Below are 25118 nucleotides of genomic sequence, written 5' to 3'. Positions count from 1 at the left end.
CTCAGGCCACCATCATCCATGCGATGAGAGCGATCGTCGAGAGGACGATCACGTACTTGAGCCCGCTCAACAGGTCCGCGTCCCGGATGTAGCCGCTGATGAACCCCGCGAGGATCGCCTGGAGGGTGATCGCGTGAAAGAACAGCAGCGAGAGCATGTTCGTATCGACGTTCTCGCTGAAGTCCGCGTCCCCAAGGTCGCCACCAGCGCCGCCGGCGTTGCTGGTACCCGTATCGCCTCCGCCGCCGGTCTCGAGGCCCGCCATCGTGTCGATGAACTGCGTTTTGAGGATGGCGATCACCGCGAGCAGGGTCATGAACGTCATGATGATGATGACGACCTGCATCAGGGTCCGCGACTTGCGCTCGCGTTCGATCTCGTCGTGGTTCTCGCTGGCGAGCGCGGCGGTGCGGAGCACGTCCGAAATCTGGTTGGAGGCTTCCTGGGCTTTGACGACGAGTTTGACCGTCCGGGCCAGTCGCGGAATGTGGTACTTGTTGTTGAACTCCACGAGCGCCTCCTTCAGGCTCATCCCGTAGTTGACCTTGGTGTGCATCACCTCGAACTCGCGGGCGAGTTTCCCGTTGGTCGTGTTCGCCACCGACTGCAGCGACTCGAGCAACGTTAGCCCGGTATCGTTCGCACTCGAGAGTTTCCGGAGGTCGTCCGAGAGCGTGTTGATCACGGCGTTGCGGGTCCGGACGTTCCACTCGCGGAAGATCGCCAGCGGGATCATCGTCAGGTACAGCGGGAGGTAGAGGTAGACGAACGTTCCCCAGATGGGAGCCGCCTGCATCCCCTCCCAGGTCGTCGGCACCGACCCGTTCATCATTCCCGTCGCAATCACGACGAACGACGCGGGAACGGTGAGCGCGAGGGTGTACAGCGGGTTGTCCCGAAAGAAGAGGTGTGGCTGTCGGAGCACCTGAGCCGTTTCGTGGGTCCCCTCACGGTTCTTGATGCGGTCGAAGACGCTGTGCTCGCCGGTGAACTGCTCGACCAGTCCGAGGTTGAGCAGGCTCCGGTTCTGGGCGCTCTCGATGCGCTTGTCGTCGCCGCCGACCGAGAGGAAGCCGTCGCCCGGCTCGTCGTGTTTGACCGTCGAGACGAGAACGATGAAGGCGATTCCCGTCATCGGAATCAGGCCGTAGACGGTCATGTACAGCATGCCGTCGGAGACGTCCGCGGAGGGAATCATCTGCATGATGACGAGGATGATGATGAGCAGGAGGGGAAACAGCGAGAGCGTCATGTACATCTCGCCGAACAGCTCGAGCGTCTCGAGGGTGGTCTCCTGTTCCTGCTTGGCGGTGCGCATGTGTTTTTCCTTCTTGTCCTCGAGGAAGCTCTCCATGTCACCGCCGCTGTTGATGATCGAGAGCATGTCCGTCAGAAACTGCGAGAGGTCGTCGCTCGGCGTCTCGATCGCCTGCTTGCGCACCGCGGTTCGGTAGTCGGCGTCGAAGTACTGCGTCTCCTGGACGATGCTCTGGAACTCCTTTGCGACCTCGCCGTAGGTGTCTTCGGCCTGGGCCATCGACTCGAGGATCTCGAGCTGGTTGAGCCCGCCGACCGACAGCGCGTACATGAACGAGATCGAGTCGGTCAGCAGCATGTTGATCTCGCGCTTGCGCGCCGACGCCCGCGAGTAGGGGATCGCGACGAGCGAGCCAAAGCCGAGGGCGAAACCGATCGTTCCGAAGACGACTCCTGTTACGAGAATTAGCGCGGGGACCCGAAGCGTTTCGATGAGCGCGAGCACCGTCTCGTTCGGGACGGGCATGCTGGTGAACCGCCCGACCGGGACGAGCCCTGTCGCGAACAGCGCGTAGCCGAGGACGACGCCAAGAAACCAGAGCACCAGACCGGTGATGAACCCCACGCCGAGCGAGCGGGCGAGGTAGAGTTCGACCGTGTCGGTCATCCGCGCCTGGGCGAGTTTCAACTCGACGTCGCCGACGAACTGGCTGTCGTCGGAGAACAGGCGGTCGTATACGGGGTAGAACGCGTTGCCCAGCGAGTCGGAACCGGAGTTCATTCCCTCGGAGCCCGTCTGCAAGCTCATTCGTCGTCCTCCCCGGCGTCAGTTCCGAAGATCGACTCCGACTCGCTGGTGTCCGCTGAATCGAACAGCGATCCGTCCTCGTCCGCCGGTTCGTCGCCGAAGATCGACTCCGACTCGTCGCCGAAGAGGGAGCCGGTTTCGACCGGTTTCGACCCCTCCGCGTTCGGCTGACCGTCCGCCTCGGCGTCGGCTCCGAACACCGAGTCGAGGCCGTCGTCGGAGAACATCCCCTCAAGTTCCGAGCCGTCGACCCCGGTTTCTGGCCGCTCGGAGTCGGGTTCGGGGCTCCCCGATTCGAGGTTCTCGAGTGTCCCTTCCATATCGTCGAACAGGCCACCGAGGTCGGATTCGCCGTCGGCGTTGATACCTTCGTTGCCACCATCGTCGTCCGCTCCGTCGCCGAGACCCTCGTCGAACGAGAGGGTATCAGTGCCGTCGGCCGTGGCTGTATCCGCCGAGGAGTCAGCGTCGTCGCGTTCGGTACTCGATGCTGGGTCGTTCTGGGACAGGTCCGTCGATGGAGGGTCGTCAGCTTCGGCGTCAACCGTGGACTCTGGCTCGGCGCCCGACTCGTCGGTGGTCGCCTCCGTCGGCGGGGCCTCGAGCGCCGGCCGGTCGGGTTCGTCCGGTCGGGGCGTTTCCGTCTGATCGGCGGTCGCGTCGTCGGCCAGATCGTCTGTTCCCGACGCGTCCGCCTCCACTTCGAACCCGCCGTCGTCATCGAGCCACGAGGGCGCGTTCTCCGCGTCTGCCGATCCGCCGAACGTGAACTCGCTCCCGTCGTCGAGATCCCAGTCGTCGACCGTCGCGTCCGCATCGGTGCCGAACGCCTCGCCGTCGACCTCGACCGGATCGGCCTCCTCGAGGTTACCGAGCGCACTGGCGAGGCCGCTCGGCACTTTTCCGCGGTAATCCTCGAACAGCGACTCTTCGGCCCGCTCGAGGATGTCCATCGAGGTGTTGTACGTCTCGGTGGTCGACCCCGGTCGGGGAACGAGTTCCTCCTTTTCGGGGTCGACGTCGATCAGCACGCTCTCCATCTCCCGGAGGTCCTCGAGGCTGTCCTCGAGTTGGCCGTTGGCGATCAGCGTGATGATCGTGTCAGGGTCGTTGATGAACGCCTGGACTGTCGCCGCGACCTGCGCGTAGGTGTTGAGTTCGTTCTTGATCAGGTACGCCAGGATGATCTGCCGTTTGAACAGTTCGCCCTGGAGCTTCTCCCGGCTCCAGCCGCGGTCGAACTGGATCGCGTCGAGGGTGTTCGAGTCCCCCATCTTGAGGTACTCGTCGGTTTCGGCCTGCCACTGGTAGACGTCCTGGACGTTGATCTCGTCGTGTTCTGCCTCGTAGTGGTTGATCTCCGTGAGCGACTTGTTTCGGCGGACCTTGCGTCCCTGGACCCGCGTCTGGGTCTGGATCGAAACCAGGTCCAGGGCGGTGAACATCGTCTTCGAGACGTTGATCGGATCGGTCGTAAACCGCTTCAGAACCTCGTCGACGGAGTCGGCGTGGAACGTTGTGTAGGTCGTGTGACCGGTCGACATGACCTGGAACAGCGTCCGTCCCTCCTCGCCGCGGATCTCGCCCATCACGATGTAGTCGGGTCGCTGTCGGAGGGCGGCCTCGAGTAGGTCGAACTCGTCGACGTCTCCAGTGGAGTCGTCGGAAAAGGACGGTCGAGTGACGCTCGCGATCCAGTTTCGCTGGGGCAGTTCGACCTCGCGGGTGTCCTCGATGGAGACGATTTTCGTCGCCGAGGGGATGAACAGCGACACCGCGTTCAGGCTGGTCGTCTTCCCGGATGCGGTCCCGCCAGCGAAGATCAGGCTCTTGTGGTTCTCGATGGCGAGCCAGAGAAAGGCCATCTCCTCCAGGCTGAAGGTGTTCCAGTTGATGAGGTCGATCGGGGTGAACGGCACGTCCTTGAACTGGCGGATCGTGTAGTTCGTCCCGTGGTCGGACACTTCCTTTCCGAGGGTGAGCTGCGCCCGCGAGCCGTCCGGCAGGGTCGCGTCGACCTGCGGCAGCCGCTTACTGATCCCCTTGCCCGATCGCTGAGCGAGTTTGACGACGAAGTCGTCGAGTTCGGACTCCCCATGGAAGATGTTCGAGATGATCTGCTCGTACTCGGAGTGGTAGACGAACACCGGTGAGTTGTAGCCGTCGACGGAGATGTCCTCGACGTTGATGTCGTGTTTGATGCCGTCGATCCGCTCGTAGCCGATGAAGTTCCGTTTGAGCAGGTGTAACAGCTTCTCGACCTGGTACTCGCTCAGGAGGTCGGAGTCCTCCTCGAGCAACACGGGCTCCGGACGAGCCTCGATTCCCTCGAGACCGCCCTCTTCGGACTCCTCGGTTTCGTCGTCGTCGAGCAGTGTCTTGAGCGTCTCGAGGATACCCGCGTCCGTACTCCCGCTGGTCCCCTCGAAGAGGTCGTAGCGCTCGAGCAGCCGTCGTGTTTCGGCCTCGATCACCTCGCGACGACTCTCCTCGCCGTCGATCTCCTTGATCCCCTCGTCAGAGTACTTGATAGCCGTCCTGAGTTTGCCCGAGAGGAACTCCTGAAGCTCCGTCTCGATCTCCGTCCGGTACGGCTCGATCATGTAGTACTTCTTCTCGTTCTCCTTCTCGGAGTGGAAGATGATGACGAACGCGTAGGGTTTGTCGACCCAGTAGCGCTCGACCTCCGTGAAGTGACGTTTCTTCGGGAACGAGACCGCTTTCTCCAGATCGTACCGGTTAGTGACGGTCGTGTGCCCCTCGACCGTCGAGAAGAACTCGTCTTCGTCGACGTCCTCGGCGACGTTGACCGTTCGTTCGTCGACCAGGTCGTCGAGTTCCGCCGCGGCCTGGCCGCCCGCGTGGAGGTACTCCTCGATCCGATCGGGGTCGAACCCCAGCGCGTCCTCCTCGTCGTGGCGAACGATCTCGCCATCGCCGTCGCGCGGTCGACTGCCGTCGTCCTCGTAGTAGTACTCCCACTTGTAGTGTTCCCAGGTCCAGACGTCCTTCGTGACCGGCGTCGTCTCCGGATCGACGTACTCGAGAAAGATTTCCTGAAGCGCGTCCGCGTTGGGGCCGAAGACGGTCCCGAGAAGAGACGGAAGTTCGAGCGGGTCGTAGCCGAGGTGTGCCGCCGGATCAAACTCTACACGGTCCCAGTCGGCGGCAGTGAGCGTTCTCGCATCGGTGTCCTCGTCCGTATCGATGCCGAGTTGATCGTTCGGACCGCCGCTGTCCTCCGGGTACAGCCGAGACACCTCGTCGCCATGCCCGTGTTCTGCCATGAAATCCGCCCACGTATACTCGCCGACGCGGACGTCCGATCCTCGCGTCGGTTCGTCAGCGTGGTGATCTTCCGACCCTGCGGTCGACGCCTCGCCGTCAGAAAACTGTCGGGCGTCCGACTGGTCGGGTTCGTCGCTAGTCATTACCGTCCTTCAGTGACCCACCCCTCAAAAAATTCATCCACCCATTACCAGGTCTGATAATTCCCGCTGGCATGCCTTTTCGGAGCATCCACGCACCTACCAGTCCCGTACCTCCGGAGTCGAGACTCTCGTTCGGAGATCTTGTCAGGACCAGGACACCATTTGTCTCGACAGGACACCGCTCGAGCCGGGGCCTGCCTCCCCCCGCGCTACCCGGCACGTGCGCCGTGGAGATATTTCACGGGTCACGACATGTGTCCGAACGTCGGACGGCACCGACACCACGAGAGTACTACCATGGTTACATTCGATAGCAGCGAGGAAGGCAAGACCGTCGTCGACGACGACGGCCGGGAGGTCGGCGTCGTCGTCGAAGTAGAGCGCGGCCGGGCGTACGTCGACCCCGATCCGTCGATGATCGATGAACTCGGCTCTCGATTCGGAATGTCGAGCGCCGACGAGGACACGTTTCCGATCGAAGCGGACGACGTCCGCGCCGTCACCGACGACGAGATTCGACTGACGGAGTGGACGGACCCGAACGTCTGATCCGATCGGATCGACGCCGAACGGCCCCGGGTCCGTCGATACCTACTCCACCTCTGGCAGGACGACCACCGGAACCGAGGCTTCCTTGACCATCCGCCGAGCGACGTCTCCGGTGAGCAACTCGGCGATCCGGTTCCCCTCCCGTGGAACGAACGCGACGGCGTCGGCGTCGTGATCGCGCGCTCCGTCGAAAATCGCTTCCACGACGTCGGTCCCGTACAGCACGTCGGTTTCCACGGTCGCACCCGCTGACTCGAGTGGCCCACGCGCACGGCCGAAGATGTCGTCGGCGACGTCCTCCTGGGCTCCCATCGGCGCCTTGTCGATGCCGCCGCCGGCTTTCTCGACGACGTGGACGACGACGGCCGTACTCGAGGAAGCGAGTCGCGGCGCGAGCGCGCGTGCGGTCCGCTCGCCGTCGTCTGGGTCCGCCGCCGGCACGATCACCGGCCCGTCGAAGTGCATCGTCATCGCTCGATCACCGTGGGTCGAACGCCGTGGTCGTCGAGTCGGCTCGCCGTCGGCTGTCGGATTCCGTTCCGAATCATCTCGGGAGAGGGTTCGACACCGATCGAGATAAATGCCAGCCCGTCTCGGCGACTCGCCGTACGTGCTCCGGTCCCGGGCGTTCACCGGCCGGGAGCCGATGCCAGCGGTGATCGCCTACCGGTTGAGAACTGGCTCTTTGAGCGCGATGACTTCCGTCATAATCGCGTCGACGCTGGCCTCGTCGACGTCGTTCGCTCGAAGCGCGGCCTCGAGGTGGGAGCCAACCGCGTCGAAGTCCGCCTCGTCGATATCCAGGTGGGCGTGCGCCTCTCGCATCCCCTCGCCCGAGTACTCGACCGGCCCGCCGGTGACGGCGCTGATGAACTGGACCTGGTGGGCGCGCAGTTCTGTCATATCCATCCCCTCGAAGTACGACTCGAGTCGTTCGTCTGCCAGTACGCGGTCGTAGAAGTCCGCGACGACTGCCTCGACGGCCTCGCGGCCGCCGATCTCTCGGTACACAGATTGCGACATTGTTTCCGGTTGCACTCGGTGGAGAGTTCGGATACACCCTGTTCCTCACACAGTCGGGTTTATTTATATGTGTGTCAGGCGGTATCGCCCAGCATAGACGTTGACGAACAGCCAGTAGCGGGCGGGACTCGACTGGCGTGAGGCATCGGCGGGCGAACACCAGCGGGAAATTAGATCGGTAGCTATGCCTCGAGTAGCTGGTCGAGCAGCTTCGTCTGGGCCACCGAGAGGTGTTCGACGAAGGTCGCCGACGAGATTCCCAGTTCGTCGGCCACGGCCCGTGAACTCGCTCGTTTCGGCGAGTCGAAGTACCCCATCTCGTGGGCCGTCTCGAGGGCCTCGTACTGGCGGTCGGTGAACGCGCGGCGGTCGACGACCAGGAGCGAGCCGTCGCCGTCTTCGGGTGCCGAGCGGGTGAGCCGACGGACGGACACGCCGCCAGACGACGACCGGAGGTCGGTGACGACCGCCCGCAGCGTCTCGAGGTCGGGTGCGATAAACGAGAGGTGGAGTGTTCCCGATGTCGCGTCGAGGTCGCGAATCGGGCAGCCGTGGTCCGGAACGCGCTGGCAGGGACAGTCGCCGTCGTGTGAGTAGCGATACACCGCCTGCGAGTCGTCCGAGAAAACCGCCTCGCCGAGCGGCGGGTCCTCTCCGTCCGCGTCCACCGTCACGTCACCGACGACGGTTCCGCCCGACCGCCGATCGACCGTGAGCGACTCGATCTCGGCGTTCACCGACGAGAGCGGACACGCGCCCGCATCGGTTACCGTGAGCTGGACGTGAACTCCCGTTCCGGACTCCATACTCGATCCAGTCGCGATCCGTCAATAAGTGCCCCATGTTCTCGTCCCGGCGGGCTGCATGCGCCTGCAACGGTCGTTTGCTGCTGGCCGGCGACACTCGAGCCATGTCACAGGATCGTTTGCTCCCCGCCGGCGCGCTGCCGGTCGCGATCGTCGTGAGCCTGGTCCTCGCGTTCGGGCTGCGCTGGCTCGCCCCCGAGTGGCACGGCGGGATCGTCATCGTCGCCGCCGCCCTCGCGCTGGGCATCGTTCTCGCCGGGGCCCACCTCCTCGGCCGGAACGCGAGCGACGCTGATCCCGACGCACGATGACGGGACCAGCGCGCGGGGGCCCTCAGAGGCGCACCCGGTTCTCGAGGTCCGCCGTCTCGCCACTCTCTCGGAACCGGTCGACGTTCGCCGCGACGATGTCGGCGAGCCGGTCGTAGTAGTTCGGGGTGAAGCCGGCGTTGTGCGGCGTGATCCGAACGTTCTCGAGTCCCCAGAGCGGATGCTCTTCGGGAAGCGGTTCGGGATCGGTGACGTCGAGGGCCGCACCCCGAAGGCCGTGTCCCTGGAGCGCCGCGACGAGCGCGTCGGTGTCGACCACGGGGCCGCGGGCGACGTTGACGAGGACGGCCGTCGGCGGCAGCGTGGCGAGTGCGGTTTCGTCGATCAACCCCCGCGTTTCCTCGGTCAGCGGGCAGGTTAACACCAGGTAGTCGGTGCGGGCGAACGCCGCCCCGAGGTCGTCGTCGTAGCCGACCACCTCGTCGACCGGACCGCCCTTTTCGGGACTGTGTCGAACACCGACCGTGTCGACGCCGAACGGCTCGAGGCGCTCACAGACCGCGGTGCCGAGCGCCCCGAGGCCGACGACCGTCACCGTCGACCCCTGCAGTTCGTGCGTTCGGTAGTGGCGCCACTCCCGGCGACGCTGGCGGCGCTCGCCGACGTGAAATCGGCGGGTGAACGAAAGAATCGCGCCGAGGACGTGTTCGCCGATGTTCGGTCCGTGAACCCCCGAGGCGTTGGTGACGGCGATCCCGCGCTCCGCCAGGCGCTCGAGGGGCAGGTGGCCGGTTCCCGCGTAGGCGCAGGCGAACACCTCGAGGTCGGACGCGGCCTCGAGAGCCGCCGGCTCGAGGTCCAGCCCGGTGACGAACCGGGCGTCCGCGATCAGGTCTCGCTCCTCGGCAGGGGTGCGTGCGTGGCGGATCGAACAGCCGGGTAATCGCTCCTCGAGCGCGGAGACGTACTCGGTGACCGGAATTCCGTGCACGCCGCGTCGCAGGACGGTCACCTCGAATGCGTCTGTCATGGGTCAGTGCTTGCGAGGAGCCACCAAGAAGCACACGCATTCGGCGTGAGCAGTCGACCGAGGCTGGCGCCGCCGTCTCGAGCGCGGTGGGCCGGCGTTCACCGCCCCTCGAACTCGGCGCGCCCCTTCTCGAAGAAGCTCTCGATTCCCGCCGCGTAGTCGTCCGTCTCGGCCAGGCTCGTGATCCGCGCTTTCTCCGTCTCGAGGTGGTCGTCGAGTTCCGCCGTCGTCGACTCCCGGAGCAGCGATTTTATCTCCGCGTACGCGAGAGTGGGTCCGTCGGCGAGTCGGTTCACGACTTCCGCGAGCCGATCCTCGAACTCGTCTGCCGGTGCGACCTCCGTCACCAGCCCCCGCTCGACGGCTTCTTCGGGACTGATCGGTTCGTCGAGGAGGGCGAACCGCTGGGCCTGGCGGTAGCCGAGTAGCCGCGGCAGGAACCAGGTCGCGCCACCGTCACCCGACAGACCGATCTTCGGGTAGGCGTACTCGAGACGAGCCTTCTCGGAGATCACCACGATGTCACCCGCGAGCGCGAGTCCCAGTCCGCCCCCGGCGACGACGCCGTTGATGCCGGTAACGACCGGTTTAGGTGCCTCCATGATCGTCCTGACGGCCCTGTGGAGCGGCGTTGCGATCGCTTCGATCCCGTCGGCGTCGCTCGCATCGCCCTCGAGCGTCGAGAGGTCCGCACCGGTGTTGAACGTCGTCCCGGTACCGGTGAGGAGGAGACAGCGCACGTCGTCGTCGGCGGACAGCGACTCGAGGGCGTCGGCCAGCTCCCCGGCCATCGCCGCATCCATCGCGTTGTGGCGATCCGCACGGGTCATCACGATTCGGCCAACGCCGTCGTCAGTCTCGATGGAGAGGGAATCCGTGTCCATACACGCCCGTCCAACGGAGGGTGAGAAAAAGCGGCCGGTTTCGCCTCGAGCGATCGTCGCGGCGTAGGCCCCGAGGTTTTGACGCCCGCTCCCGTACACGGAGACATGCCGACCTACGAACGCGAGACGACGATCCGCGCGCCCCTCGAGGACGTCTGGGAGTTTCACTCGACCGTCGCGGGACTCGAAGCGCTGACACCTACCTGGCTGGGACTCCACATCGAGCGCGTCGTCGGTCCCGACGGTGAGGCCGAACCGGGGGTGCTCGAGGCCGGCTCGGAGATCGACATGTCGCTACAGCCGTTCGGCGTGGGACCGCGCCAGCACTGGACATCGCTGATCGTCGAGCGCGAGCGGGAGAACGGCGTCGCCTACTTCCGCGACGAGATGATCCGAGGGCCGTTCGACCGGTGGGAGCACACCCACACCTTCTACGCCGACGGCGACGACACCCTCCTCCGCGACCGGATCGAGTACGAACTGCCCCTCGGTGGTCTCGGGCCGCTCGATCCACTCTCCCTGGTCGGCTTCGAGCCGATGTTCCGCGGCCGCCATCAGACGACGAAGGAGTTACTCGAGGGAGCCGTCGACCGCTGAACGTCGGCCACACGTTTATCCGCCGGGTCGTTGTCACCCAGCATATGGCACACGTTATCATCGTTGGCGGCGGCCCTGCGGGACTGAGCGCCGGCCTGTTCACTGCGAAGAACGGACTCGAGACGACCGTCTTCGACACCGACAAGACCTGGATGCACAAGGCTCACCTGTTCAACTACCTGGGAATCGAGAGTCGCGACGGCTCGCAGTTTCTGGAGGATAGCCGCGAGCAGGTCGAAGAGTTCGGCGTCGAGCGAATCCAGGGCGAGCAGGTGACAGGGGTCGAGACGAACGGGGACGGCGGCTTCACCGTCACCACCGAGAGCGACGACGAGTCGGAGACCTACGACGCGGAGTACGTCGTCTTCGCGACGGGAACGAACCGTAGCCTCCCCGAGGGGTTAGGCTGTGAGACGACCGACGAGGGGACGATCGACGTGAGCATCGACATGGAAACCAGCGTCGACGACGCCTACGCGGTGGGCGCGACCGCCCGCGCCGAGAAGTGGCAGGCGATTATCTCCGCGGGCGACGGGGCGGCGGCCGCACTCGACGTTCTGAGCAAGGAGAAGGGTGAGAAGTTCCACGACTTCGACACTCCCGACGACGCCGAGTAGCGCGGCCTCATACCTCGCCCCGGTGGATCAGGATAACGCCACAGACTACGAGCGTCCCGCCAGCGACCGTGATGGCCGTCACCGGCTCTGCGAGGATCATCGCCCCGAGTGCGACCGTTACCGCCGGCTCGACCGTACTGAGAATGCTCGCACGGCTCGCGCCGATTCTCGAGAGGCCCGCAAAAAACGCAAGCACCGGGATCGCCGTCGCGAGCACGCCGAGGGCGAGAGCGATCCCCCACGCCGACGGACCTGCGGGCGGTGCTAACGAGTCCGTTACGAGCCCGAGCGCGACGAAACTCACGGCCGCTGCGGGAAGAACGAACACACTCAGCGACAGGGGATCGACAGTCGCGAGCGCGCGCTGGCTCACGACGATGTAGGTGGCGTAGGCGAGCGCCGAGCCCAGGACGATGAGGACCCCGCGCGGATCGACGCCTGCGGGGTCCGCCCCGGTGATGAGGGCGACGCCGCCGATCGAGAAGCCCAGCGCGAGGAGGACCCGTCTCGTCACCTGGCCAGGCGCAGTCGCGACGACGAAGCAGACGACGAACGCCGGATACGTGTAGAGGACGATGGCGACCAGTCCCGCCGTCATGTACTCGAGGCCGAGAAAGTAGAGCCCGCTCATCGTGGCGTAGCCCAGCCCACCGAGGCCGAGTGCGACGAGCAGCGAGCGCCCGCGAAGCAGTCGGAGCCGACCGCGAGCCCGGAGGACTCCCCAGAGCAGCACCGCCGCGATACCGAACCGAAGCGCGAGCACCGTCGGAATCGAGAGTCCTGCATCGGCCGCGAGAACCCCGAGGATCCCGAGCGTCCCGAACCCCGCTGCGGAGACGAGCACGAGCGCGACGCCGACGGTATCCTCGTCCATGTATTACGGCCGAGGCGGGATGACAAAAACGTCCCGGCAAGTCGGTCGGTGGTCGCTACTGCTTTAGCCCGCCCCTGTTCCGGCGGGCCAGTCGCTACTGCTTTAGCCCGCCCCCGTCATGTGAGCGACGTGTACCCGAGAGCCGACCTCGAGGTGACGCCGGCGGCCGCGCTGGCCGTTGCGATCTTCGCCTCGAGCACCAGCGCGATCCTGGTCCGGTGGAGCTACGCGCCCAGTTCGGTCGCGGCCCTGTATCGGGTGCTGTTTACCACGCTGCTGGTCGCCCCCGTTGCCCTGCTTCGCTATCGCGGCGAGTTCGGCCGCCTCTCCCGCCGGGACCTGGGGTTTGCGGTCGTTGCGGGCGTCGCGCTGGCGGTCCACTTCGCGGCCTGGTTCGAGAGTCTGAATCACACGAGCGTCGCCGCGAGCGTCACCCTGGTCCAGACCCAGCCGATCTTCGTCGCGATCGGCGCCGCACTCCTGCTCAAAGAGCGGATCAACCGGATGACGGTTCTGGGTATCCTCGTCGCGATCGTCGGCGCGACGGCGATGTCCTTCGGCGACGCCGGCGAGGCACCGATCTCCGACGCGACGCTGTACGGCAACTCCCTCGCCCTGCTCGGCGCGATCACCGTTTCCGCCTATCTCCTCGCCGGGCGATCGATCCGCCAGCGCGTCTCGCTGTTTCCCTACGTCACCGTCGTCTACACCGCCTGCGCGATCACCCTGTTCGCGCTCGTGGGCGCCCAGGGTCACGGCTACCTCGAGTACCCACCGCGCGAGTGGCTGCTCTTTCTCGCGATGGCCGTCGGCCCCGGCATCCTCGGTCACACGATCACGAACTGGGTGCTCGAGTACCTCGAGTCGGTCGTCGTCAGCGTCGCCTGGCTGGGCGAACCGGTCGGCTCGACGATTCTCGCGCTCGCGTTGCTCGCGGAGGTGCCAGACGCGATCACGGTGATCGGGGGGCTGGTCGTCCTCGCGGGGATCTACGTGACGACCGTGGAGCGAGAGCGGCGAACTGACGGCGGGGGACCCGCGTGACCGCCGAACGCCACGGTGCGGTGGTCGTCGCGGAGCGGCTTGTCAGCCACCATAAAATATTTGGTAGTGGTTGAGATACCGACAGTAATGATTTCCCGACGACGGATTCTCGCGTGCAGCGCCCTCGGGCTCTCGACTAGCGTCCTCGCGGGCTGTGCGGGCAGTGACGACGGGCCACCGGAGCCCGACTCTCGAGGCAGCCTCCGTGACGCCCCGTACCCACTGCTTGACGACTCGCTGATCGACGAGCGCCGGCCGTTCGACGCACACGTGCTCCTGAACGACGATGCGGACGACGACCTATTCGCCTGGGAGCAGCTCTGGGCGGGAATGGAGTCGGGACTGCGCGAACTGCTCGAGAAGGGGTACGACCTCGTCGTGTTCCAGACCCGCGTTTCGCTCAATCAGGATGCGACGACACGCGGACTCCCGTTCGAAGTGGCATTCGCGGACGATCGAACGATCGTTCGGATACTGTCCGACCGCGACCTCGACGTTCCGGCGTGGGACGGCCCCTCGAGTTGGGAGTCGGAAACGGGATCGACCTACGTCATCGGTTACGACTCGATTCCCGACGAAGCCGCGGCGGCCGTCGAGATCGCGTTTGCAGGCGGCTGAAGAGCCCACAGAAGCGTCGATTGAACTCCGATCGAGGTGGCCGGTCCTACCCCGTTAGCTATCCGTACTCCGGTCGCTCGGCGTAGGTGATCGGGTCTCGAGCGCCCACGTTCTGAAACGCCTCGAGTCTGTACGCACACGAGTCACAGGTGCCACAGGCCGGCTCGTCCGCTCGGTAGCACGACCAGGTGTGGTCGAAGGGGACCTCGAGTTCGACCCCGCGGCGGGCGATGTCGGTCTTCGACCAGTCGACGAACGGCGCTTCGACCGCGATCTCCGTCTCCGGCTTCGTCCCGACCTCGACCAGCCGCTCGAACGCCTCGAAGAAGGCGGGCCGACAGTCGGGATACCCCGAAAAGTCCTCGCTGTGGGCGCCGATGAACACCGCCTCGCAGCCGTTCGCCTCGGCGTAGGAGACCGCCATCGCGAGCAGGTTGGCGTTGCGGAACGGGACGTAGGTGTCGGGGATCTCCTCGCTCTCGGTATCGGCGTCCGCAACTTCGAGTTCCTGGTCGGTGAGGCTCGAACCCCCGACCTTTGAGAGGTGGTCGGTCTCGAGGGCCAGGAAGTCGGCGACCGCGAGTTCGTCGGCGAGTCGGCGGGCACACTCGAGCTCTCGGCTCTCGGTTCGCTGGCCGTAGGAGGTGTGCAGCGCGTACAGGTCGTAGCCGCGGGCCGCGGCCTCGTACGCGGCGGTGGCGCTGTCCATGCCGCCCGAGAGGAGGACGACGGCGCGTTTCGAGGCCGATTCGTCGGGTCGAGGGTCGGGATTCGTATCGTCACTCATGGTGTATACTCAGGTTTCGGGGGCGTCGTTCCACAGGTCGACGTGCAGCCGCGGCGTGTAGCGGAAGCCGTGTTCCATCGCCAGTTCGGCGACTTGCTCGCGGGACTTCTCGAGTCGCGCCCTGGTCGCCCCCTCGGGCATTAACAGGACGCGATCGTCGGGGATCGGAACCGACGTGACGTCTCGGAGACCGGCGAGCAGCGCGAGGATTTCCTCGAGATCCCCCTCGTCGGTGACGACGAACTTGAGCTGGAACTCGTTGGATTCGACGAGTTCAGCGAGCGCCTCGAGGTTGATCCGGTCGCGCTCGTGGCGTTCAGTCCAGTCGTCGACCGCTGGCGACCTCTGGCCCGCGTCGCTCCCGCTGGCCGGCGACCGTTCGGTCGTCGGCGTGCTCGAGACGAGTTTCGGGCTGATCGAAACGAGGTCGATCGGCGCATCCCGGTGGATCGTCCCGTTGGTCTCGACGGTGGTGTGATAGCCCGCTGTAGAAAGGCGCTCGAGGAGGGCGACGCTACGGTCGTGCAACAACGGCTCGCCGCCGGTGAGCACGACGTGATCGGCCTGTTCGTAGGACTCAATCTCGGCGATGACCTCCTCGAGTCCCAGCCAGGCGTGGGTCGGCTCCCAGGAGGTGTGGTACGAATCGCAGAACCAGCAGCGGAGGTTACAGCCGCTCGTGCGGACGAAGACGGAGGGGACGCCGGCGAGAGATCCCTCGCCCTGCAGCGAGTAAAACAGTTCGTTGATCGGGAGGGCGTCCGCCGGTCGGTCCTCGGAGGGGTCCTCGCCGATCGCGTCGGTGACGGGCATCTACAGCAGCCCTCCCCCGCAGAGTTCGCTCGTTTCGGCGACCTCGACGGCGATTTCGCGGACGTTGTCGCCGAGCGCCGCCGCGAGTTTCTCCTCGAGAACCAGGCTCATCACTTCCGCCGTCGGCGGCGCATCGAGGACGACCAGCGCGTCGTCGTCGCCCGTCTCTTCGAAGGCGTCGATCAGGGGATCGCCCGCCTCGAGGAGGAACATGTGATCCCACTCCTCGAGAACGGCGGAAATCTCTCCTTTGTCGACGACCCATCCCTCCTCGGTCAGATCGCCGACGACGGTAACGGTGATCTCGTAGTTGTGCCCGTGGGGGCGGGCACACTTGCCGTCGTGGTGCAAGAGGCGGTGTCCGGCGCTGATTCTGAGCGGCCGATCGCGACCGACGTGGAGGACGCGAGCGGCGTCGGTTTCGCCGACGGTCGGTCCCGACTCGATCGACGGCCCGGTTCTCTCAAGCATACTCGAGTATTCTCACAGGAATACTTAACCCTGCTCGAACGCGCCGACACGGCGCCGGGGAGGTCGCGGTTGAGCGGACTGGCGTCTCAGCGCTGTATCTGGTCCTGAAGCCGATTTTTCGCCTCCGTTCGGCGCTTGCGCGAGAACTGGGGACCGCCGTCCGAGAAGTCGACCTCGAGTTCGTCGAGGGTGCGCCGGTAGATGTTGGTCCGCCGACCCTCCTCGGAGAGTTTCCGTCCCTCACACTCGAGCAACCCCGCGTCGACGAGTTCCTCGATACGCCGATAGCAGGTCGCGATGGGGATTTCGATGTCTTCGCTCAGCGCCTGTGCGGATTTGGGGGTATCGGCCGCACAGAGGATCTCCACGCTGTATTTGCTCCCGAGAGCGGAAAGGAGCGTCGTCGGTTCCGCGTCCTGAGTCCAGCCACCATATCTCATCGATATAGTCTGTTTTCCAATTATCAAAATTGAACCTTGTGGTTATCAGAAGGGTCTATTTATATGGACACCGATCGCTCGGCGAGCGGCGGGACGCATTTGACCGTCCATCGCCAACGGCGGGTATGAACGTCGCGATCGTGACGGTCGGAGACGAGTTGCTCGCCGGACGAACGACGAATACGAACGCCACGTGGCTCTGTGAGCGCCTCGCCGACCGCGGCGTCTCCGTCGAACGCGTAACGACGGTTCCCGACCGAGTCGGCGACATCGCTCAAGTCGTCAACGAGTACCGCGCGGCGTACGACGCGGTGCTCGTCACCGGCGGACTGGGACCGACCCACGACGACCTGACGATGGACGCCGTCGGCGCCGCCGTCGGAAAACCGCTCGAGGAACACGACGAGGCGCTCGAGTGGCTCACCGACGCGGGTGGGTACGCCCGCGAGGATCTCACGCAGGGGACGGCCGACCTCCCGCGGGGAGCACGGCCCTTGCACAACACAGTCGGCGTCGCGCCGGGGGCCGTTCTCGAGGGGATCTACGTCCTTCCCGGGGTCCCCGCCGAGATGAAAGCGATGTTCGAGGCCGTCGCCGAGGAGTTTTCCGGGACCCGGCGCTACCGGGAGACCGTGATCGCCGACGAGCCCGAGAGTGCGCTCCTCGACCGCCTCGAGCGGGTTCAGGAAGTCTTCGACGTCTCCGTCGGGAGCTATCCCGGCGAGTCGGTCCGAATCTCAGTCGAGAGCACGGACGAGGCGACGACGACCGAGGCGGCGGCGTGGCTGCGCGAGCGGGTCGAGACGACAGAATGAGCGCCGCGTCGGACTACCGGTAGAGGTACAGCAGCCAGACGACGGTAATCACGAGGCTCACGACCAGGACGCCCCAGCCGACGAGTTCCATCGGTAGCGCGGGATCGGTCTCGAGGATCACGGACGGAAGTTCGTTCATGTTCGCCGATCTGTTGCCGGCCCTCTTAACGTTTCAGAAACCGGGTTGGCGCGGAAGCCATACCGGGTTGGCGCGGAAGCCATATTGCTTTTTGCTCGGCCCGCCAACGGGAGGCCATGGAGACACTCGGCGTCGTCGTCAACCCCATCGCCGGGATGGGTGGCCGTGTCGGCCTCAAGGGAACCGACGGGAAACTCGAGGAGGCGCGTCGTCGCGGCGGCGAACCGCGTGCCCCCGGCCGGGCGGAAGAGGCCATGACCGCATTCGCGCGCCGTGCGGGCGAGGACGTGACAGTGTACACCGCCGCCGATCCCATGGGAGAAGCCGCGGTACGGGCCGCGGGATACGATCCGGAGATCGTCTACGAGCCGGAGACGGCGGAGACGGACGCGACCGACACCCGCGAGACGGTCCGTGCGTTGCTCGAGCACGGCGTCGATCTCGTCCTCTTCGTCGGCGGCGACGGCACCGCCGTCGACGTCGCCGAGGTGCTCGAGGACGGTGAGACGCCGATGCTCGGCGTTCCCGCTGGCGTCAAGATCTACTCCTCGGTGTTCGGCGTGACGCCGGCTGACGCCGGCCGGATCGCCGCCGATTTCGGCCGGACCGAGCGACGGGAGGTCAACGACATCGACGAGGACGCCTACCGCGAGGGCGAGGTCCGGGCGGAACTCAGAGCCGTCGTCCCCGTTCCCGTCGCTCAGGAGATCCAGTCGAGCAAGCAGCTCTCGAGCGGCAGCGTCGACACGCTCGCCGCCGGCTTCGCCCGCGGGGTCGACCCGGAAACGACCTACGTGTTCGGTCCGGGAAGCACGGTCGGCGCGATCGAAGCCGAACTCGGCATCGACGGCTCGCCGCTGGGCGTCGACGTCTGGCACGACGACGAGGTGCTGGTCCGCGACGGAACCGAGGACGAAATCCTCGAGGCGATCGCGGAGCCGGCAGTGATCGTCGTCTCGCCGATCGGCGGTCAGGGGTTCATTTTCGGCCGCGGGAACCACCAGATTTCGCCCGCGGTTATCGAGCGGGCGAGCGACATCGAGGTCGTCGCTTCGGGCGAGAAGCTCGACGGAATCGGAACGCTGCGGGTGGATACCGACGATGCGGATCTCGACGAGGAGCTACGAGGGTGGATGCAAGTGCGAACGGGGCGATTTACGACCCGCCTGATCAAGGTGCTGTAGTGCCCGGAACGGAGGCGGCTCCGTCCCCTGGGTTGTAGTATCGACAGTGTGGGCCTCGAGGCGGACGGTTGTACAGATTTACAGACTCTTACGGTACGGGTGTTAAGAGCTGTACAGATGAACACGTACGCTGATTGTAAACACACCGATACTGATGAATAACGGGAGTTGGCCCGGAACACACGACGCACGACGGCATCTCTCTCCCCAGACAGACCGTCCCTCCCCCCGCGTCTCCCGTTCCGGCGCTATCCCGTGGCAACGAATCGGCATACAACCATCCCGCGACACACTCCCCTGCTTCCGTTTTGACCGTCCGCCCGTCGGTTGCGGTACCACGTGCCACTGATCGGATCGAACCCGACGGGCGTGAAGCGGTCGTTGTATAATCATCTTACAGAGCATATAATGAGCATATGACCAGGATTAAGATCTACTGATGCGTACGCACCGTCATGGAAACGCGGAAAGTACAGCGACTCGGTCCCTCGACGCTGGCGATGACACTTCCTGCGGAGTGGACTTCGAAGCACGGTGTCGAGAAAGGTGACGAGGTCTCGCTCCGGGTGGGCGGCAAGGGGACCCTGACCGTACTCTCGGAATCCGCCAGCTCTGAAGAGACGGAGGCGATTATTCGTGCGGACAATCTAGATGCGACGGCCGTCGAACGAGCGATCGTCGCCCAGTACGTCCTCGGGCGGCGAGTCATCCGCATCGAACGCTCCGACGGCGCCCTCGAGTCGGATCACATCAACGCCGTCTACAAGGCCGAAACCCAGCTCATGGGCCTCGGCGTCATCGAGGAGACCCCCGAGAGCATCTCGATTCGGTGTTCGGTCGATCCGGAGGACTTCACCCTGGACAACCTCCTGGAGCGCCTCGAGCGAACCGGCCGAACGATGCGCGGAGAGGCGATCAAGGCGCTCGCCCATGGTAACCCCGACCTCGCTCAGCGCGCGCTGAACCGGGAGCGCCAGGCGAACAAGATCTTCGTGCTCCTCTTGCGGCTGATCTTCACCGCCTACCAGAACCCGAACCTGGCGCGGGCGGTCGGCCTCGAGGACGGCTTCCCGCTGATCGGCTACCGGTCGATCGCGAAGAACCTCGAGCTAACGGCGGACAACGCCGAGGATATCGCCGACATCGTCATGGAGAGCAACGGCCACACGCTCGACGTCGACAACTCGGTGATCCGTGAAATTCGCGAGCTGACCGAGGAGGTCGACGCGATCACCGCCCTCGCCGTCGAGTCGGCCGTCGAGCGCGACTACGACAAGACGATCCAAGTCAGAGAGCGCTTCCACGGCATCTCCGATCGCGAACGCGAGATCCTCACCTCGCTGCCGGAGATGCAGAACGACGAGCTGCTCCAGGTCCGGGAGGTGCTCGTGAGCCTCCAGCAGACCGCCCAGTACGCCATGCGGAACGCAGAGATTGCGGCCAACCTCGCACTGAACGAGGAGTCCGAACACACAACGATCAACTGATCGATTCAACGTCCTTCTCCGCGGTCAACGGGCTTCGACGGACGATCCGACAGGGCACGTCCGGATGCTCTGCGAAGTATCTGACGAGCAGATGGCGTCTCGAGCCGGTGATTCCGGTTCGACCCACGTCCTCAGCGCCGAACCGGTCGGGAAGTCGGTCGAACAGTCGCCGAACCTCGGTAACGGAGTCGAACACCTTCGCGTTCCCCGACGAGTCGGCGCTACGCCTCGAGACGACGTACGAGCCATCTTCGCGGCGTGTACAGGCGGTATGCACGAACTCCCGGCGGTGGGTCAGCGCGTCGTCGATCGCCTCTCTGAGCGCCCGCGCGTCGCCGTGGGAGAGTTGGCGAGTCGTTTCGCCGACTGTTACAGAAAACGTGCCGTCGCCGTCGGTTTCGATCGTTACCGAGTCGTCACTGCTCGAGAAGAACTCGATCCGGAGCGGAGTCACTCCACGTCATACCCCCTCATTTCACCGCCGGACGCAAAACGGTATCGGAGGAGACCGCTCGAGGAGCTCGTGGACTTCCGCGAACGGGCCATCGCCCTTCTTCGTTCGATCACCGACGGTCCACCGGTCCGATCCCGCCCGGCGGTTACGCGGGCGCGATCCCGCCCTCGTTTCTCGTGAGGAGATAGAGGACGAACGAGGAGAGCCAGTGCGACCCGGCGTAGTTCTCGGTGAACGCCTGCTCGACTCCGCGTTCGGCGTGTCTCGCCGCGCTCCGTTCGAACGCGGGCGCGTACCGGTGGCCCTCGAGGGCGTCCGCGACACCGGCCAGACACCACGCCTTCGCGACGTTCAACCCGACGAAGTGTAGGGCGACCCCCTCGCCCGGGTCTGCGTCGACGGAAACCGGCTCGAGGACGGTTTCGTACGGCGAGGCGGTGACGTCGGGCAGGAACCGATCTACCCACGCCCCGAACGTCGTTCGGCCAGAGACGCGGCGCATTAGATCGGCTTCGGTGAGCGACGGCGAGAGAAAATCCCACCCGAGAGGTTCGTACTCGACGGGGTACTCGCGGTCGTCCGCGAACCACTCGAGCGCCGTCGCCGTCACTTCTGACGCGAGCGACCGATTCCCGGTCGACCTCGCGTAGTCCAGGAAACAGTGCAAGGCGAACGCCGAGTTGTGGTGAGTGCCGACCCTGAACGGCCGGTCCTGGGACAGGATCTCGGATTCGACGAGGGAGACGATCGTCCGCTCTAACGGCTCGAGAGCCGCTCCCCACTCCGTTGCTCGCCCGTCATCCCAGCGGGAGAGTTCCGCCGCGAGGTGCAAGAGCCACGCCCAGCCGTACGGTTTCTCGAAGAACCGGTTCGCCTCGAAGTACGCGACCTCACGGTCGACGTTCTCGGACGTCAGGCGGGCGTCGATACTCGCGACGATGTCCGACTCCGCCGGGTGGTCGTCGAACAGCCGAAGCAGGCGAACGAGCGCCCAGTGGCTATGGACCGCGGAGTGCCAGTCGTAACAGCCGTAAAACACCGGATGGGTCTCTCTCGGTCGGTCGACGCCGCCCGGGCCGTCGACCGCCCCCACGTGGTGTGGAAACTCGGTATCGACCGCCTCCAGCGGGTGACGTGAGAGCCGCTCTGCGACGTCCGGACCGATCCAGTCGCTCCGTCCCGACAGGATCGCGTCGGTATCTGCCGCCTCGAGTGAGTTCATTCGGGCGGGTGTTTTCGGCGGGCTCATATGTAGTCGCCGGTGGTGCGTCCGACTCGCGGACGCCGCGTTCTCTCGAAGCCCGTTCGCAACGCGGCGAGTTTCGGTCGAGGGGGGTGACGGTCCTGAACCCGTCAACAGAACTATGCTCAGACCCCATCTAAAACGGCACATGCCCGTTCGCCACGCGAAACCGGCTGATGCCAGCGAGATCCACCGGATCTCCGCGGCCTCCTGTCGCGCCGCCTACGCCGACGTCCTCGAGGAGCACGCGCTTCTCGACCTGGTCGAACAGCCGTCTCGAGTTGACGACATCCGGACGTGGCTCAGAGAAACCGCAGCCGACGACGCCGTCTGCTACCTCGTCTCCGTCCACGACGAGCGCCTCGTCGGATTCGAGCAACTGCTGTGGGGAGATCGTCTCCCGGAGCACGTCGACGGCGACGCGTATCTCAAATCCCTGTACGTCCACCCCGACCACTGGCACCAGGGGATCGGAAGCCGGCTTCTCGAGGAGGGAGTGTCGCGGCTTCCGCGATCGGTGTCTCGAGTCCGACTCGGCGTCCTCTCGGCGAACCGACGTGGCAAACGGTTCTACGAACGCCGCGGATTCGAGCGAGTCGGGACGGGAACGTTCGAGGTCGGCGAGACGGCGTATCCGACCGAGATCTACGAGAAGCGCGTTCGATGACGCCGTCTCGAGTGTCGAAAGCCCGCTCAGCCATACCTTGCCGGAACCCGGACAACGCGTACCGCTTCCGGAGGAGACGGCAGTCGATGGCGGATTCGAACCGCGAGAACTCGCTCCCGCTCGTTCTCTGGGTTCGAACCGCCGGGGATACCTGCTGCTCACGGATTGTTCGCAGCAGAAGTAGTCCCGGGCGGATTCGAACCGCCGTCAGCGGCTCCAAAGGCCGCTATGATTGGCCACTACACCACGGGACTGCAGTACACCCCTCGGTTGTGCGTGTAGTGGCTTATGGGTTGTTGTTCCGCTCGAGCGAGCGACCGACGCCACAGCAAGACAATACATCCCGCAGGATACTCTTTCACCATCAAGAGTGACGGATCTCGACATATGTCTGACTGACTTTCATTAGGGTCCAGTCTGTGGTGTACGGTATGTCGCACGCCCCGTATCGATCGCAGTCAACATCCTCGGAAACAGGACCCTCGCCGATCACTGTCGCACTTCTCACGTCGGGCGGGATCATGTTTACGAGCGGTGCCACCGCCGCGGTGCTCTCGGTTCCACGAGCGGTCACCATCGCGTACTATCTCTCCACGCTGATCGTTGTCTGCATCTCGCTCTCACTCGGTATCGCCGTGCTTCGCAATCGGGAGTCGACCGATTCGAAGCGGTCGTCGACCGCACGCTCGAGTCGCCGCGTCGGTTCGAACCAGCGAACTCGCCGTGGAAGCGGTTACGAAGGGATCGAAGCGATTATCCAGGGCTGCATCCGACGGGTCACCGTTGCCGGCGAAGCGGTTTTGGCGGCGCTTAATCGCAACCAGCGGGACCGACTGTAACCTGACGGCCACCCATTTTGTTCACGGGCTCCCCCCTCTCTCAGAGCGGAGTATGTGGATGATAACTAACTCTATATCCCTGGATTATTCGGGTAGAACGGAAACCATGACGATTACGCATCGGGTCAGACGGCTGTTCGGTGACGAGCGGCCAGGGGGACCATACGAATGTGGGAGTTGTGGTGAGCGATTCGATCTAAACAGACAATCGTGTACGCACTGTGGATCGTATTTGGTCGAACGGGCGAGCTACGACGACCTCCTCGCCCCCGATCAATCCGCCTGACTCCCCGCCTCGAGTTCGAGGTATTCACAGCAGTCCGCCTCGGCGTCGAAGCAGTCCGGACACTCGCTCCGTCGGTCGATGATCGTATCCAGTCGCTCCGCGACGGTGTCGTCGATCACGCTCTCGAGTGCGCGGGCCTCCTCGCGGAACTCCTCGACCTCGAGGACGTTCGCAAGGAAGCGCTCGATGATGCAGTACGTCTGCAGGGCGTCGTGAGCGCGGGTCAGCCCGTCGTCGGTCAGCTGCGCCCCTTTGTACTTCTCGTGTTCGACTAATCCGCGGGACTCGAGCTTGCCGATCATCTCGTTGACGCTGGCCGGGCTCACCTCGAGCATCTCCGCGAGGGTGCCCGTCGAGGCCGGCCCGTCCTCGATTCGCTGTGCGAGATAGACCGCCTTCAGGTACTGATCTGCCGTATTCATGTGTGGCCCTCGTCAGTCCGTGTGTTCGTCCGTCGGAACCCGCCGCCCGCAACTGACGCCGTACCGATCATGCCCGTCGCTCCATGATGTCGGTGACGTCCTCGACGCCTTCCTTTTCCTCTTCGCGGATCTCGTACAGCGTCTCGAGCACTCGCCCCCTGTCGACGGCGAACTCGCCGTCGGAGGCCTCGATCGCCTCAATCAGGTCGTCGTAGAACTTGTAGGCCGTCTCCTCGTTACACAGCTGGTCGTAGAGAACGCCGTCGGTGTCTTCAGGGGGTCCATACCGGGCGTCGACCAGGGCGTTGATCTCCTCGTAGGCAACGGTGTCGGCGTCGAGGTCGGCGATCAGCGCCTCGAGGCGCTCGCGGTGTTCGGCGGACTCTTCGGCCGCCTCCGCGAGCAGCTCTCGGACCTCCTCGTCGATCGCGTCCCGTTCTTCCGCGGGCAGCGACTCGAGGTGGTGGGCGGCGCGGGATTCGACGACCTCCTCGAGCACCACCCCGATCTGTAGCAGTCGGGTGAGCTGGTGATCGCTCGAGACGCGCTGTCCCAGACTCATACCCATCGGTCCGGGCCGGTGATACGTAACGCTTCCTACTCTCGCAGCAGCCCTCGGTCGGTCGACGACCCAGTCGTCGCTCGAGGGAGGCGTCGGTCCCTGGAACCCGTCTTTGAAAAGGCCTACTCTCGGCTCACCTCACGGACCATCACGACGTCGGTGTGGGTGTCGCCACCGAGTTCGAACGGCTGTGAGCCCGCCTCCCGAAAGTCCCACTTTCGGTAGAACTCCCGGGCGCGTTCGTTTCGCTCCCAGACGCCGAGCCAGACGGTTTCGTAGCCGCGCTCAGCGGCCCGGTCGAGACAGGCCGCCATCAGCGCGGTTCCGACCCCCGTCCCGATCGCGGATCGCTCGAGGTAGAGCCGAACCAGCTCGACGGGACGCTCGGTTTCGACCGCCGCCGAACCACCCGCTCGAAGGTGTGCGTATCCGATCGGCTCGTCCTCGGAAACCGCCAGCAGGAACTCGGAGTCGGGATCGGCGAGCTCCGCCTCCATCCGCTCGGGTGAGAACGTCGACGCGAGGTACGCATCCAGCGTATCGGGATCGATATCGGAGCGATACGTCTCGCGGAACGTTCGAGCCCCGAGATCGGCCAGCAGGTCGGCGGCCTCGGCCGACGCCGCTCGGATCGATACCTCAGACACCGGTGCGTTCACCCCCTTCTGTGACGTTTTCTGTGCATCGTTGACTCGAGGTGAG

At 65.0% G+C, this 25118-nt stretch carries 29 protein-coding genes and 1 tRNA gene; 11 read left to right on the top strand and 19 right to left on the bottom strand.

The window, feature by feature from the left end:
• Position 1: 1 nt before the first annotated feature.
• Both AC6I6S_RS13195 and AC6I6S_RS13190 read right to left on the bottom strand, forming a co-directional pair.
• Positions 2-2065 (bottom strand): type II secretion system F family protein, encoded by a 2064-nt coding sequence (locus AC6I6S_RS13195; RefSeq protein WP_497950720.1) that lies wholly within the window; start codon positions 2063-2065, stop codon positions 2-4.
• The gene (locus AC6I6S_RS13190) at positions 2062-5496 is read right to left on the bottom strand and encodes a type II/IV secretion system ATPase subunit (RefSeq protein WP_497950719.1); all 3435 of its coding nucleotides are present in this window, start codon (positions 5494-5496) and stop codon (positions 2062-2064) included. The genes AC6I6S_RS13195 and AC6I6S_RS13190 overlap by 4 nt, the downstream gene beginning before the upstream one ends.
• A gap of 297 nt (positions 5497-5793) precedes the next feature.
• Between AC6I6S_RS13190 and AC6I6S_RS13185 the strand changes: the two genes are divergently transcribed.
• Positions 5794-6045, top strand: coding sequence for a DUF8593 domain-containing protein (locus AC6I6S_RS13185; RefSeq protein WP_497950717.1), 252 nt, complete (start codon positions 5794-5796; stop codon positions 6043-6045).
• Between the two features lie 42 nt (positions 6046-6087).
• On the opposite strand, the gene AC6I6S_RS13180 is transcribed toward AC6I6S_RS13185, so the two are convergent.
• The 3 genes from AC6I6S_RS13180 to AC6I6S_RS13170 form a co-directional block, all read right to left on the bottom strand.
• Positions 6088-6516, bottom strand: coding sequence for a universal stress protein (locus AC6I6S_RS13180; protein WP_497950716.1), 429 nt, complete (start codon positions 6514-6516; stop codon positions 6088-6090).
• 192 nt (positions 6517-6708) lie between these two features.
• Complete coding sequence (locus tag AC6I6S_RS13175) at positions 6709-7068, bottom strand: group I truncated hemoglobin (protein ID WP_497950714.1); 360 nt, start codon at positions 7066-7068, stop codon at positions 6709-6711.
• 182 nt (positions 7069-7250) lie between these two features.
• Entirely contained in the window at positions 7251-7874 is a 624-nt protein-coding gene (locus AC6I6S_RS13170; RefSeq protein WP_497950713.1) for a helix-turn-helix domain-containing protein, read from the bottom strand.
• A 104-nt stretch (positions 7875-7978) separates the two neighbouring features.
• Here AC6I6S_RS13170 and AC6I6S_RS13165 point away from each other — a divergent pair, with 104 nt between their 5' ends.
• Positions 7979-8185 carry a hypothetical protein gene (locus AC6I6S_RS13165; protein WP_497950712.1) on the top strand — a complete coding sequence of 69 codons (207 nt, stop codon included), beginning with the start codon at positions 7979-7981 and terminating at the stop codon, positions 8183-8185.
• Between the two features lie 22 nt (positions 8186-8207).
• On the opposite strand, the gene AC6I6S_RS13160 is transcribed toward AC6I6S_RS13165, so the two are convergent.
• Together AC6I6S_RS13160 and AC6I6S_RS13155 are read right to left on the bottom strand one after the other, a co-directional pair.
• On the bottom strand, positions 8208-9173 hold the full coding sequence (locus AC6I6S_RS13160; RefSeq protein WP_497950709.1) for a D-2-hydroxyacid dehydrogenase: 966 nt from the start codon (positions 9171-9173) through the stop codon (positions 8208-8210).
• Positions 9174-9271: 98 nt separating this feature from the next.
• The gene (locus tag AC6I6S_RS13155) at positions 9272-10057 is read right to left on the bottom strand and encodes an enoyl-CoA hydratase-related protein (RefSeq protein WP_497950705.1); all 786 of its coding nucleotides are present in this window, start codon (positions 10055-10057) and stop codon (positions 9272-9274) included.
• Between the two features lie 105 nt (positions 10058-10162).
• Between AC6I6S_RS13155 and AC6I6S_RS13150 the strand changes: the two genes are divergently transcribed.
• Together AC6I6S_RS13150 and AC6I6S_RS13145 are read left to right on the top strand one after the other, a co-directional pair.
• On the top strand, positions 10163-10654 hold the full coding sequence (locus AC6I6S_RS13150; RefSeq protein WP_497950704.1) for an SRPBCC family protein: 492 nt from the start codon (positions 10163-10165) through the stop codon (positions 10652-10654).
• Positions 10655-10698: 44 nt separating this feature from the next.
• On the top strand, positions 10699-11271 hold the full coding sequence (locus AC6I6S_RS13145; protein ID WP_497950702.1) for an FAD-dependent oxidoreductase: 573 nt from the start codon (positions 10699-10701) through the stop codon (positions 11269-11271).
• A 7-nt stretch (positions 11272-11278) separates the two neighbouring features.
• On the opposite strand, the gene AC6I6S_RS13140 is transcribed toward AC6I6S_RS13145, so the two are convergent.
• A complete protein-coding gene (locus tag AC6I6S_RS13140; RefSeq protein WP_497950701.1) occupies positions 11279-12145 on the bottom strand; it encodes an EamA family transporter in 867 nt (288 codons plus the stop codon).
• A gap of 120 nt (positions 12146-12265) precedes the next feature.
• On the opposite strand from AC6I6S_RS13140, the gene AC6I6S_RS13135 reads away from it, so the two are divergent.
• Both AC6I6S_RS13135 and AC6I6S_RS13130 read left to right on the top strand, forming a co-directional pair.
• A complete protein-coding gene (locus tag AC6I6S_RS13135; RefSeq protein WP_497950699.1) occupies positions 12266-13189 on the top strand; it encodes a DMT family transporter in 924 nt (307 codons plus the stop codon).
• An 87-nt stretch (positions 13190-13276) separates the two neighbouring features.
• Entirely contained in the window at positions 13277-13807 is a 531-nt protein-coding gene (locus AC6I6S_RS13130; protein ID WP_497950698.1) for a hypothetical protein, read from the top strand.
• Positions 13808-13865: 58 nt separating this feature from the next.
• On the opposite strand, the gene queC is transcribed toward AC6I6S_RS13130, so the two are convergent.
• From queC to AC6I6S_RS13110, 4 genes are all read right to left on the bottom strand, one after another.
• Entirely contained in the window at positions 13866-14594 is a 729-nt protein-coding gene (gene queC / locus AC6I6S_RS13125) for a 7-cyano-7-deazaguanine synthase QueC (protein WP_497950697.1), read from the bottom strand.
• Positions 14595-14603: 9 nt separating this feature from the next.
• Positions 14604-15407, bottom strand: a complete 804-nt coding sequence (locus tag AC6I6S_RS13120) for a 7-carboxy-7-deazaguanine synthase QueE (RefSeq protein ID WP_497950695.1) — start codon at positions 15405-15407, stop codon at positions 14604-14606.
• Positions 15408-15878, bottom strand: a complete 471-nt coding sequence (locus AC6I6S_RS13115) for a 6-pyruvoyl trahydropterin synthase family protein (RefSeq protein WP_497950694.1) — start codon at positions 15876-15878, stop codon at positions 15408-15410.
• Positions 15879-15964: 86 nt separating this feature from the next.
• Positions 15965-16318: a winged helix-turn-helix domain-containing protein gene (locus tag AC6I6S_RS13110; RefSeq protein ID WP_497950693.1), complete on the bottom strand. Its 354-nt coding sequence runs from the start codon at positions 16316-16318 to the stop codon at positions 15965-15967.
• A gap of 125 nt (positions 16319-16443) precedes the next feature.
• Here AC6I6S_RS13110 and AC6I6S_RS13105 point away from each other — a divergent pair, with 125 nt between their 5' ends.
• The gene (locus tag AC6I6S_RS13105; RefSeq protein ID WP_497950692.1) at positions 16444-17133 is read left to right on the top strand and encodes a competence/damage-inducible protein A; all 690 of its coding nucleotides are present in this window, start codon (positions 16444-16446) and stop codon (positions 17131-17133) included.
• Positions 17134-17146: 13 nt separating this feature from the next.
• On the opposite strand, the gene AC6I6S_RS13100 is transcribed toward AC6I6S_RS13105, so the two are convergent.
• On the bottom strand, positions 17147-17272 hold the full coding sequence (locus AC6I6S_RS13100; RefSeq protein WP_497950690.1) for a hypothetical protein: 126 nt from the start codon (positions 17270-17272) through the stop codon (positions 17147-17149).
• A gap of 116 nt (positions 17273-17388) precedes the next feature.
• On the opposite strand from AC6I6S_RS13100, the gene AC6I6S_RS13095 reads away from it, so the two are divergent.
• Both AC6I6S_RS13095 and AC6I6S_RS13090 read left to right on the top strand, forming a co-directional pair.
• Complete coding sequence (locus tag AC6I6S_RS13095; RefSeq protein ID WP_497950689.1) at positions 17389-18456, top strand: ATP-NAD kinase family protein; 1068 nt, start codon at positions 17389-17391, stop codon at positions 18454-18456.
• A gap of 455 nt (positions 18457-18911) precedes the next feature.
• Entirely contained in the window at positions 18912-19943 is a 1032-nt protein-coding gene (locus tag AC6I6S_RS13090) for a PhoU domain-containing protein (RefSeq protein WP_497950688.1), read from the top strand.
• Here the strand turns inward: AC6I6S_RS13090 and AC6I6S_RS13085 are convergent.
• Both AC6I6S_RS13085 and AC6I6S_RS13080 read right to left on the bottom strand, forming a co-directional pair.
• On the bottom strand, positions 19936-20346 hold the full coding sequence (locus AC6I6S_RS13085; RefSeq protein WP_497951481.1) for a DUF7528 family protein: 411 nt from the start codon (positions 20344-20346) through the stop codon (positions 19936-19938). The genes AC6I6S_RS13090 and AC6I6S_RS13085 overlap by 8 nt on opposite strands.
• A gap of 196 nt (positions 20347-20542) precedes the next feature.
• Positions 20543-21619, bottom strand: coding sequence for a DUF2891 domain-containing protein (locus AC6I6S_RS13080; RefSeq protein WP_497950687.1), 1077 nt, complete (start codon positions 21617-21619; stop codon positions 20543-20545).
• 169 nt (positions 21620-21788) lie between these two features.
• On the opposite strand from AC6I6S_RS13080, the gene AC6I6S_RS13075 reads away from it, so the two are divergent.
• A complete protein-coding gene (locus tag AC6I6S_RS13075) occupies positions 21789-22307 on the top strand; it encodes a GNAT family N-acetyltransferase (protein ID WP_497950685.1) in 519 nt (172 codons plus the stop codon).
• 181 nt (positions 22308-22488) lie between these two features.
• On the opposite strand, the gene AC6I6S_RS13070 is transcribed toward AC6I6S_RS13075, so the two are convergent.
• Positions 22489-22561 (bottom strand) — tRNA-Gln (locus AC6I6S_RS13070).
• 267 nt (positions 22562-22828) lie between these two features.
• On the opposite strand from AC6I6S_RS13070, the gene AC6I6S_RS13065 reads away from it, so the two are divergent.
• On the top strand, positions 22829-23146 hold the full coding sequence (locus AC6I6S_RS13065) for a hypothetical protein (protein WP_497950683.1): 318 nt from the start codon (positions 22829-22831) through the stop codon (positions 23144-23146).
• 273 nt (positions 23147-23419) lie between these two features.
• Here AC6I6S_RS13065 and AC6I6S_RS13060 read toward each other — a convergent pair whose 3' ends face one another.
• The 3 genes from AC6I6S_RS13060 to AC6I6S_RS13050 all read right to left on the bottom strand — a co-directional run bounded on the left by AC6I6S_RS13060 (position 23420) and on the right by AC6I6S_RS13050 (position 25063).
• Positions 23420-23854 carry a metal-dependent transcriptional regulator gene (locus AC6I6S_RS13060; protein WP_497950681.1) on the bottom strand — a complete coding sequence of 145 codons (435 nt, stop codon included), beginning with the start codon at positions 23852-23854 and terminating at the stop codon, positions 23420-23422.
• 67 nt (positions 23855-23921) lie between these two features.
• Positions 23922-24416 (bottom strand): ferritin-like domain-containing protein, encoded by a 495-nt coding sequence (locus AC6I6S_RS13055; RefSeq protein ID WP_497950679.1) that lies wholly within the window; start codon positions 24414-24416, stop codon positions 23922-23924.
• 122 nt (positions 24417-24538) lie between these two features.
• The gene (locus AC6I6S_RS13050) at positions 24539-25063 is read right to left on the bottom strand and encodes a GNAT family N-acetyltransferase (protein ID WP_497950678.1); all 525 of its coding nucleotides are present in this window, start codon (positions 25061-25063) and stop codon (positions 24539-24541) included.
• Positions 25064-25118: the final 55 nt, after the last annotated feature.

It is taken from the genome of Natrononativus sp. DTA114 (genome assembly GCF_059736515.1).
Note: the sequence above shows the minus strand (reverse complement) of the source record. Positions and strands in the feature narration are given on the sequence as shown.

Excerpts from the sequence above, each read along its gene's own strand:
- AC6I6S_RS13195 (WP_497950720.1), bottom strand. The coding sequence starts at position 2,065 with ATGAGCTTGCAGACGGGCTCCGAGGGAATGAACTCCGGTTCCGACTCG.
- AC6I6S_RS13190 (WP_497950719.1), bottom strand. The coding sequence starts at position 5,496 with ATGACTAGCGACGAACCCGACCAGTCGGACGCCCGACAGTTTTCTGAC.
- AC6I6S_RS13185 (WP_497950717.1), top strand. The coding sequence starts at position 5,794 with ATGGTTACATTCGATAGCAGCGAGGAAGGCAAGACCGTCGTCGACGAC.
- AC6I6S_RS13180 (WP_497950716.1), bottom strand. The coding sequence starts at position 6,516 with ATGACGATGCACTTCGACGGGCCGGTGATCGTGCCGGCGGCGGACCCA.
- AC6I6S_RS13175 (WP_497950714.1), bottom strand. The coding sequence starts at position 7,068 with ATGTCGCAATCTGTGTACCGAGAGATCGGCGGCCGCGAGGCCGTCGAG.
- AC6I6S_RS13170 (WP_497950713.1), bottom strand. The coding sequence starts at position 7,874 with ATGGAGTCCGGAACGGGAGTTCACGTCCAGCTCACGGTAACCGATGCG.
- AC6I6S_RS13165 (WP_497950712.1), top strand. The coding sequence starts at position 7,979 with ATGTCACAGGATCGTTTGCTCCCCGCCGGCGCGCTGCCGGTCGCGATC.
- AC6I6S_RS13160 (WP_497950709.1), bottom strand. The coding sequence starts at position 9,173 with ATGACAGACGCATTCGAGGTGACCGTCCTGCGACGCGGCGTGCACGGA.
- AC6I6S_RS13155 (WP_497950705.1), bottom strand. The coding sequence starts at position 10,057 with ATGGACACGGATTCCCTCTCCATCGAGACTGACGACGGCGTTGGCCGA.
- AC6I6S_RS13150 (WP_497950704.1), top strand. The coding sequence starts at position 10,163 with ATGCCGACCTACGAACGCGAGACGACGATCCGCGCGCCCCTCGAGGAC.
- AC6I6S_RS13145 (WP_497950702.1), top strand. The coding sequence starts at position 10,699 with ATGGCACACGTTATCATCGTTGGCGGCGGCCCTGCGGGACTGAGCGCC.
- AC6I6S_RS13140 (WP_497950701.1), bottom strand. The coding sequence starts at position 12,145 with ATGGACGAGGATACCGTCGGCGTCGCGCTCGTGCTCGTCTCCGCAGCG.
- AC6I6S_RS13130 (WP_497950698.1), top strand. The coding sequence starts at position 13,277 with ATGATTTCCCGACGACGGATTCTCGCGTGCAGCGCCCTCGGGCTCTCG.
- queC (WP_497950697.1), bottom strand. The coding sequence starts at position 14,594 with ATGAGTGACGATACGAATCCCGACCCTCGACCCGACGAATCGGCCTCG.
- AC6I6S_RS13120 (WP_497950695.1), bottom strand. The coding sequence starts at position 15,407 with ATGCCCGTCACCGACGCGATCGGCGAGGACCCCTCCGAGGACCGACCG.
- AC6I6S_RS13115 (WP_497950694.1), bottom strand. The coding sequence starts at position 15,878 with ATGCTTGAGAGAACCGGGCCGTCGATCGAGTCGGGACCGACCGTCGGC.
- AC6I6S_RS13110 (WP_497950693.1), bottom strand. The coding sequence starts at position 16,318 with ATGAGATATGGTGGCTGGACTCAGGACGCGGAACCGACGACGCTCCTT.
- AC6I6S_RS13105 (WP_497950692.1), top strand. The coding sequence starts at position 16,444 with ATGAACGTCGCGATCGTGACGGTCGGAGACGAGTTGCTCGCCGGACGA.
- AC6I6S_RS13100 (WP_497950690.1), bottom strand. The coding sequence starts at position 17,272 with ATGAACGAACTTCCGTCCGTGATCCTCGAGACCGATCCCGCGCTACCG.
- AC6I6S_RS13095 (WP_497950689.1), top strand. The coding sequence starts at position 17,389 with ATGGAGACACTCGGCGTCGTCGTCAACCCCATCGCCGGGATGGGTGGC.
- AC6I6S_RS13090 (WP_497950688.1), top strand. The coding sequence starts at position 18,912 with ATGGAAACGCGGAAAGTACAGCGACTCGGTCCCTCGACGCTGGCGATG.
- AC6I6S_RS13080 (WP_497950687.1), bottom strand. The coding sequence starts at position 21,619 with ATGAACTCACTCGAGGCGGCAGATACCGACGCGATCCTGTCGGGACGG.
- AC6I6S_RS13075 (WP_497950685.1), top strand. The coding sequence starts at position 21,789 with ATGCCCGTTCGCCACGCGAAACCGGCTGATGCCAGCGAGATCCACCGG.
- AC6I6S_RS13065 (WP_497950683.1), top strand. The coding sequence starts at position 22,829 with ATGTTTACGAGCGGTGCCACCGCCGCGGTGCTCTCGGTTCCACGAGCG.
- AC6I6S_RS13060 (WP_497950681.1), bottom strand. The coding sequence starts at position 23,854 with ATGAATACGGCAGATCAGTACCTGAAGGCGGTCTATCTCGCACAGCGA.
- AC6I6S_RS13055 (WP_497950679.1), bottom strand. The coding sequence starts at position 24,416 with ATGAGTCTGGGACAGCGCGTCTCGAGCGATCACCAGCTCACCCGACTG.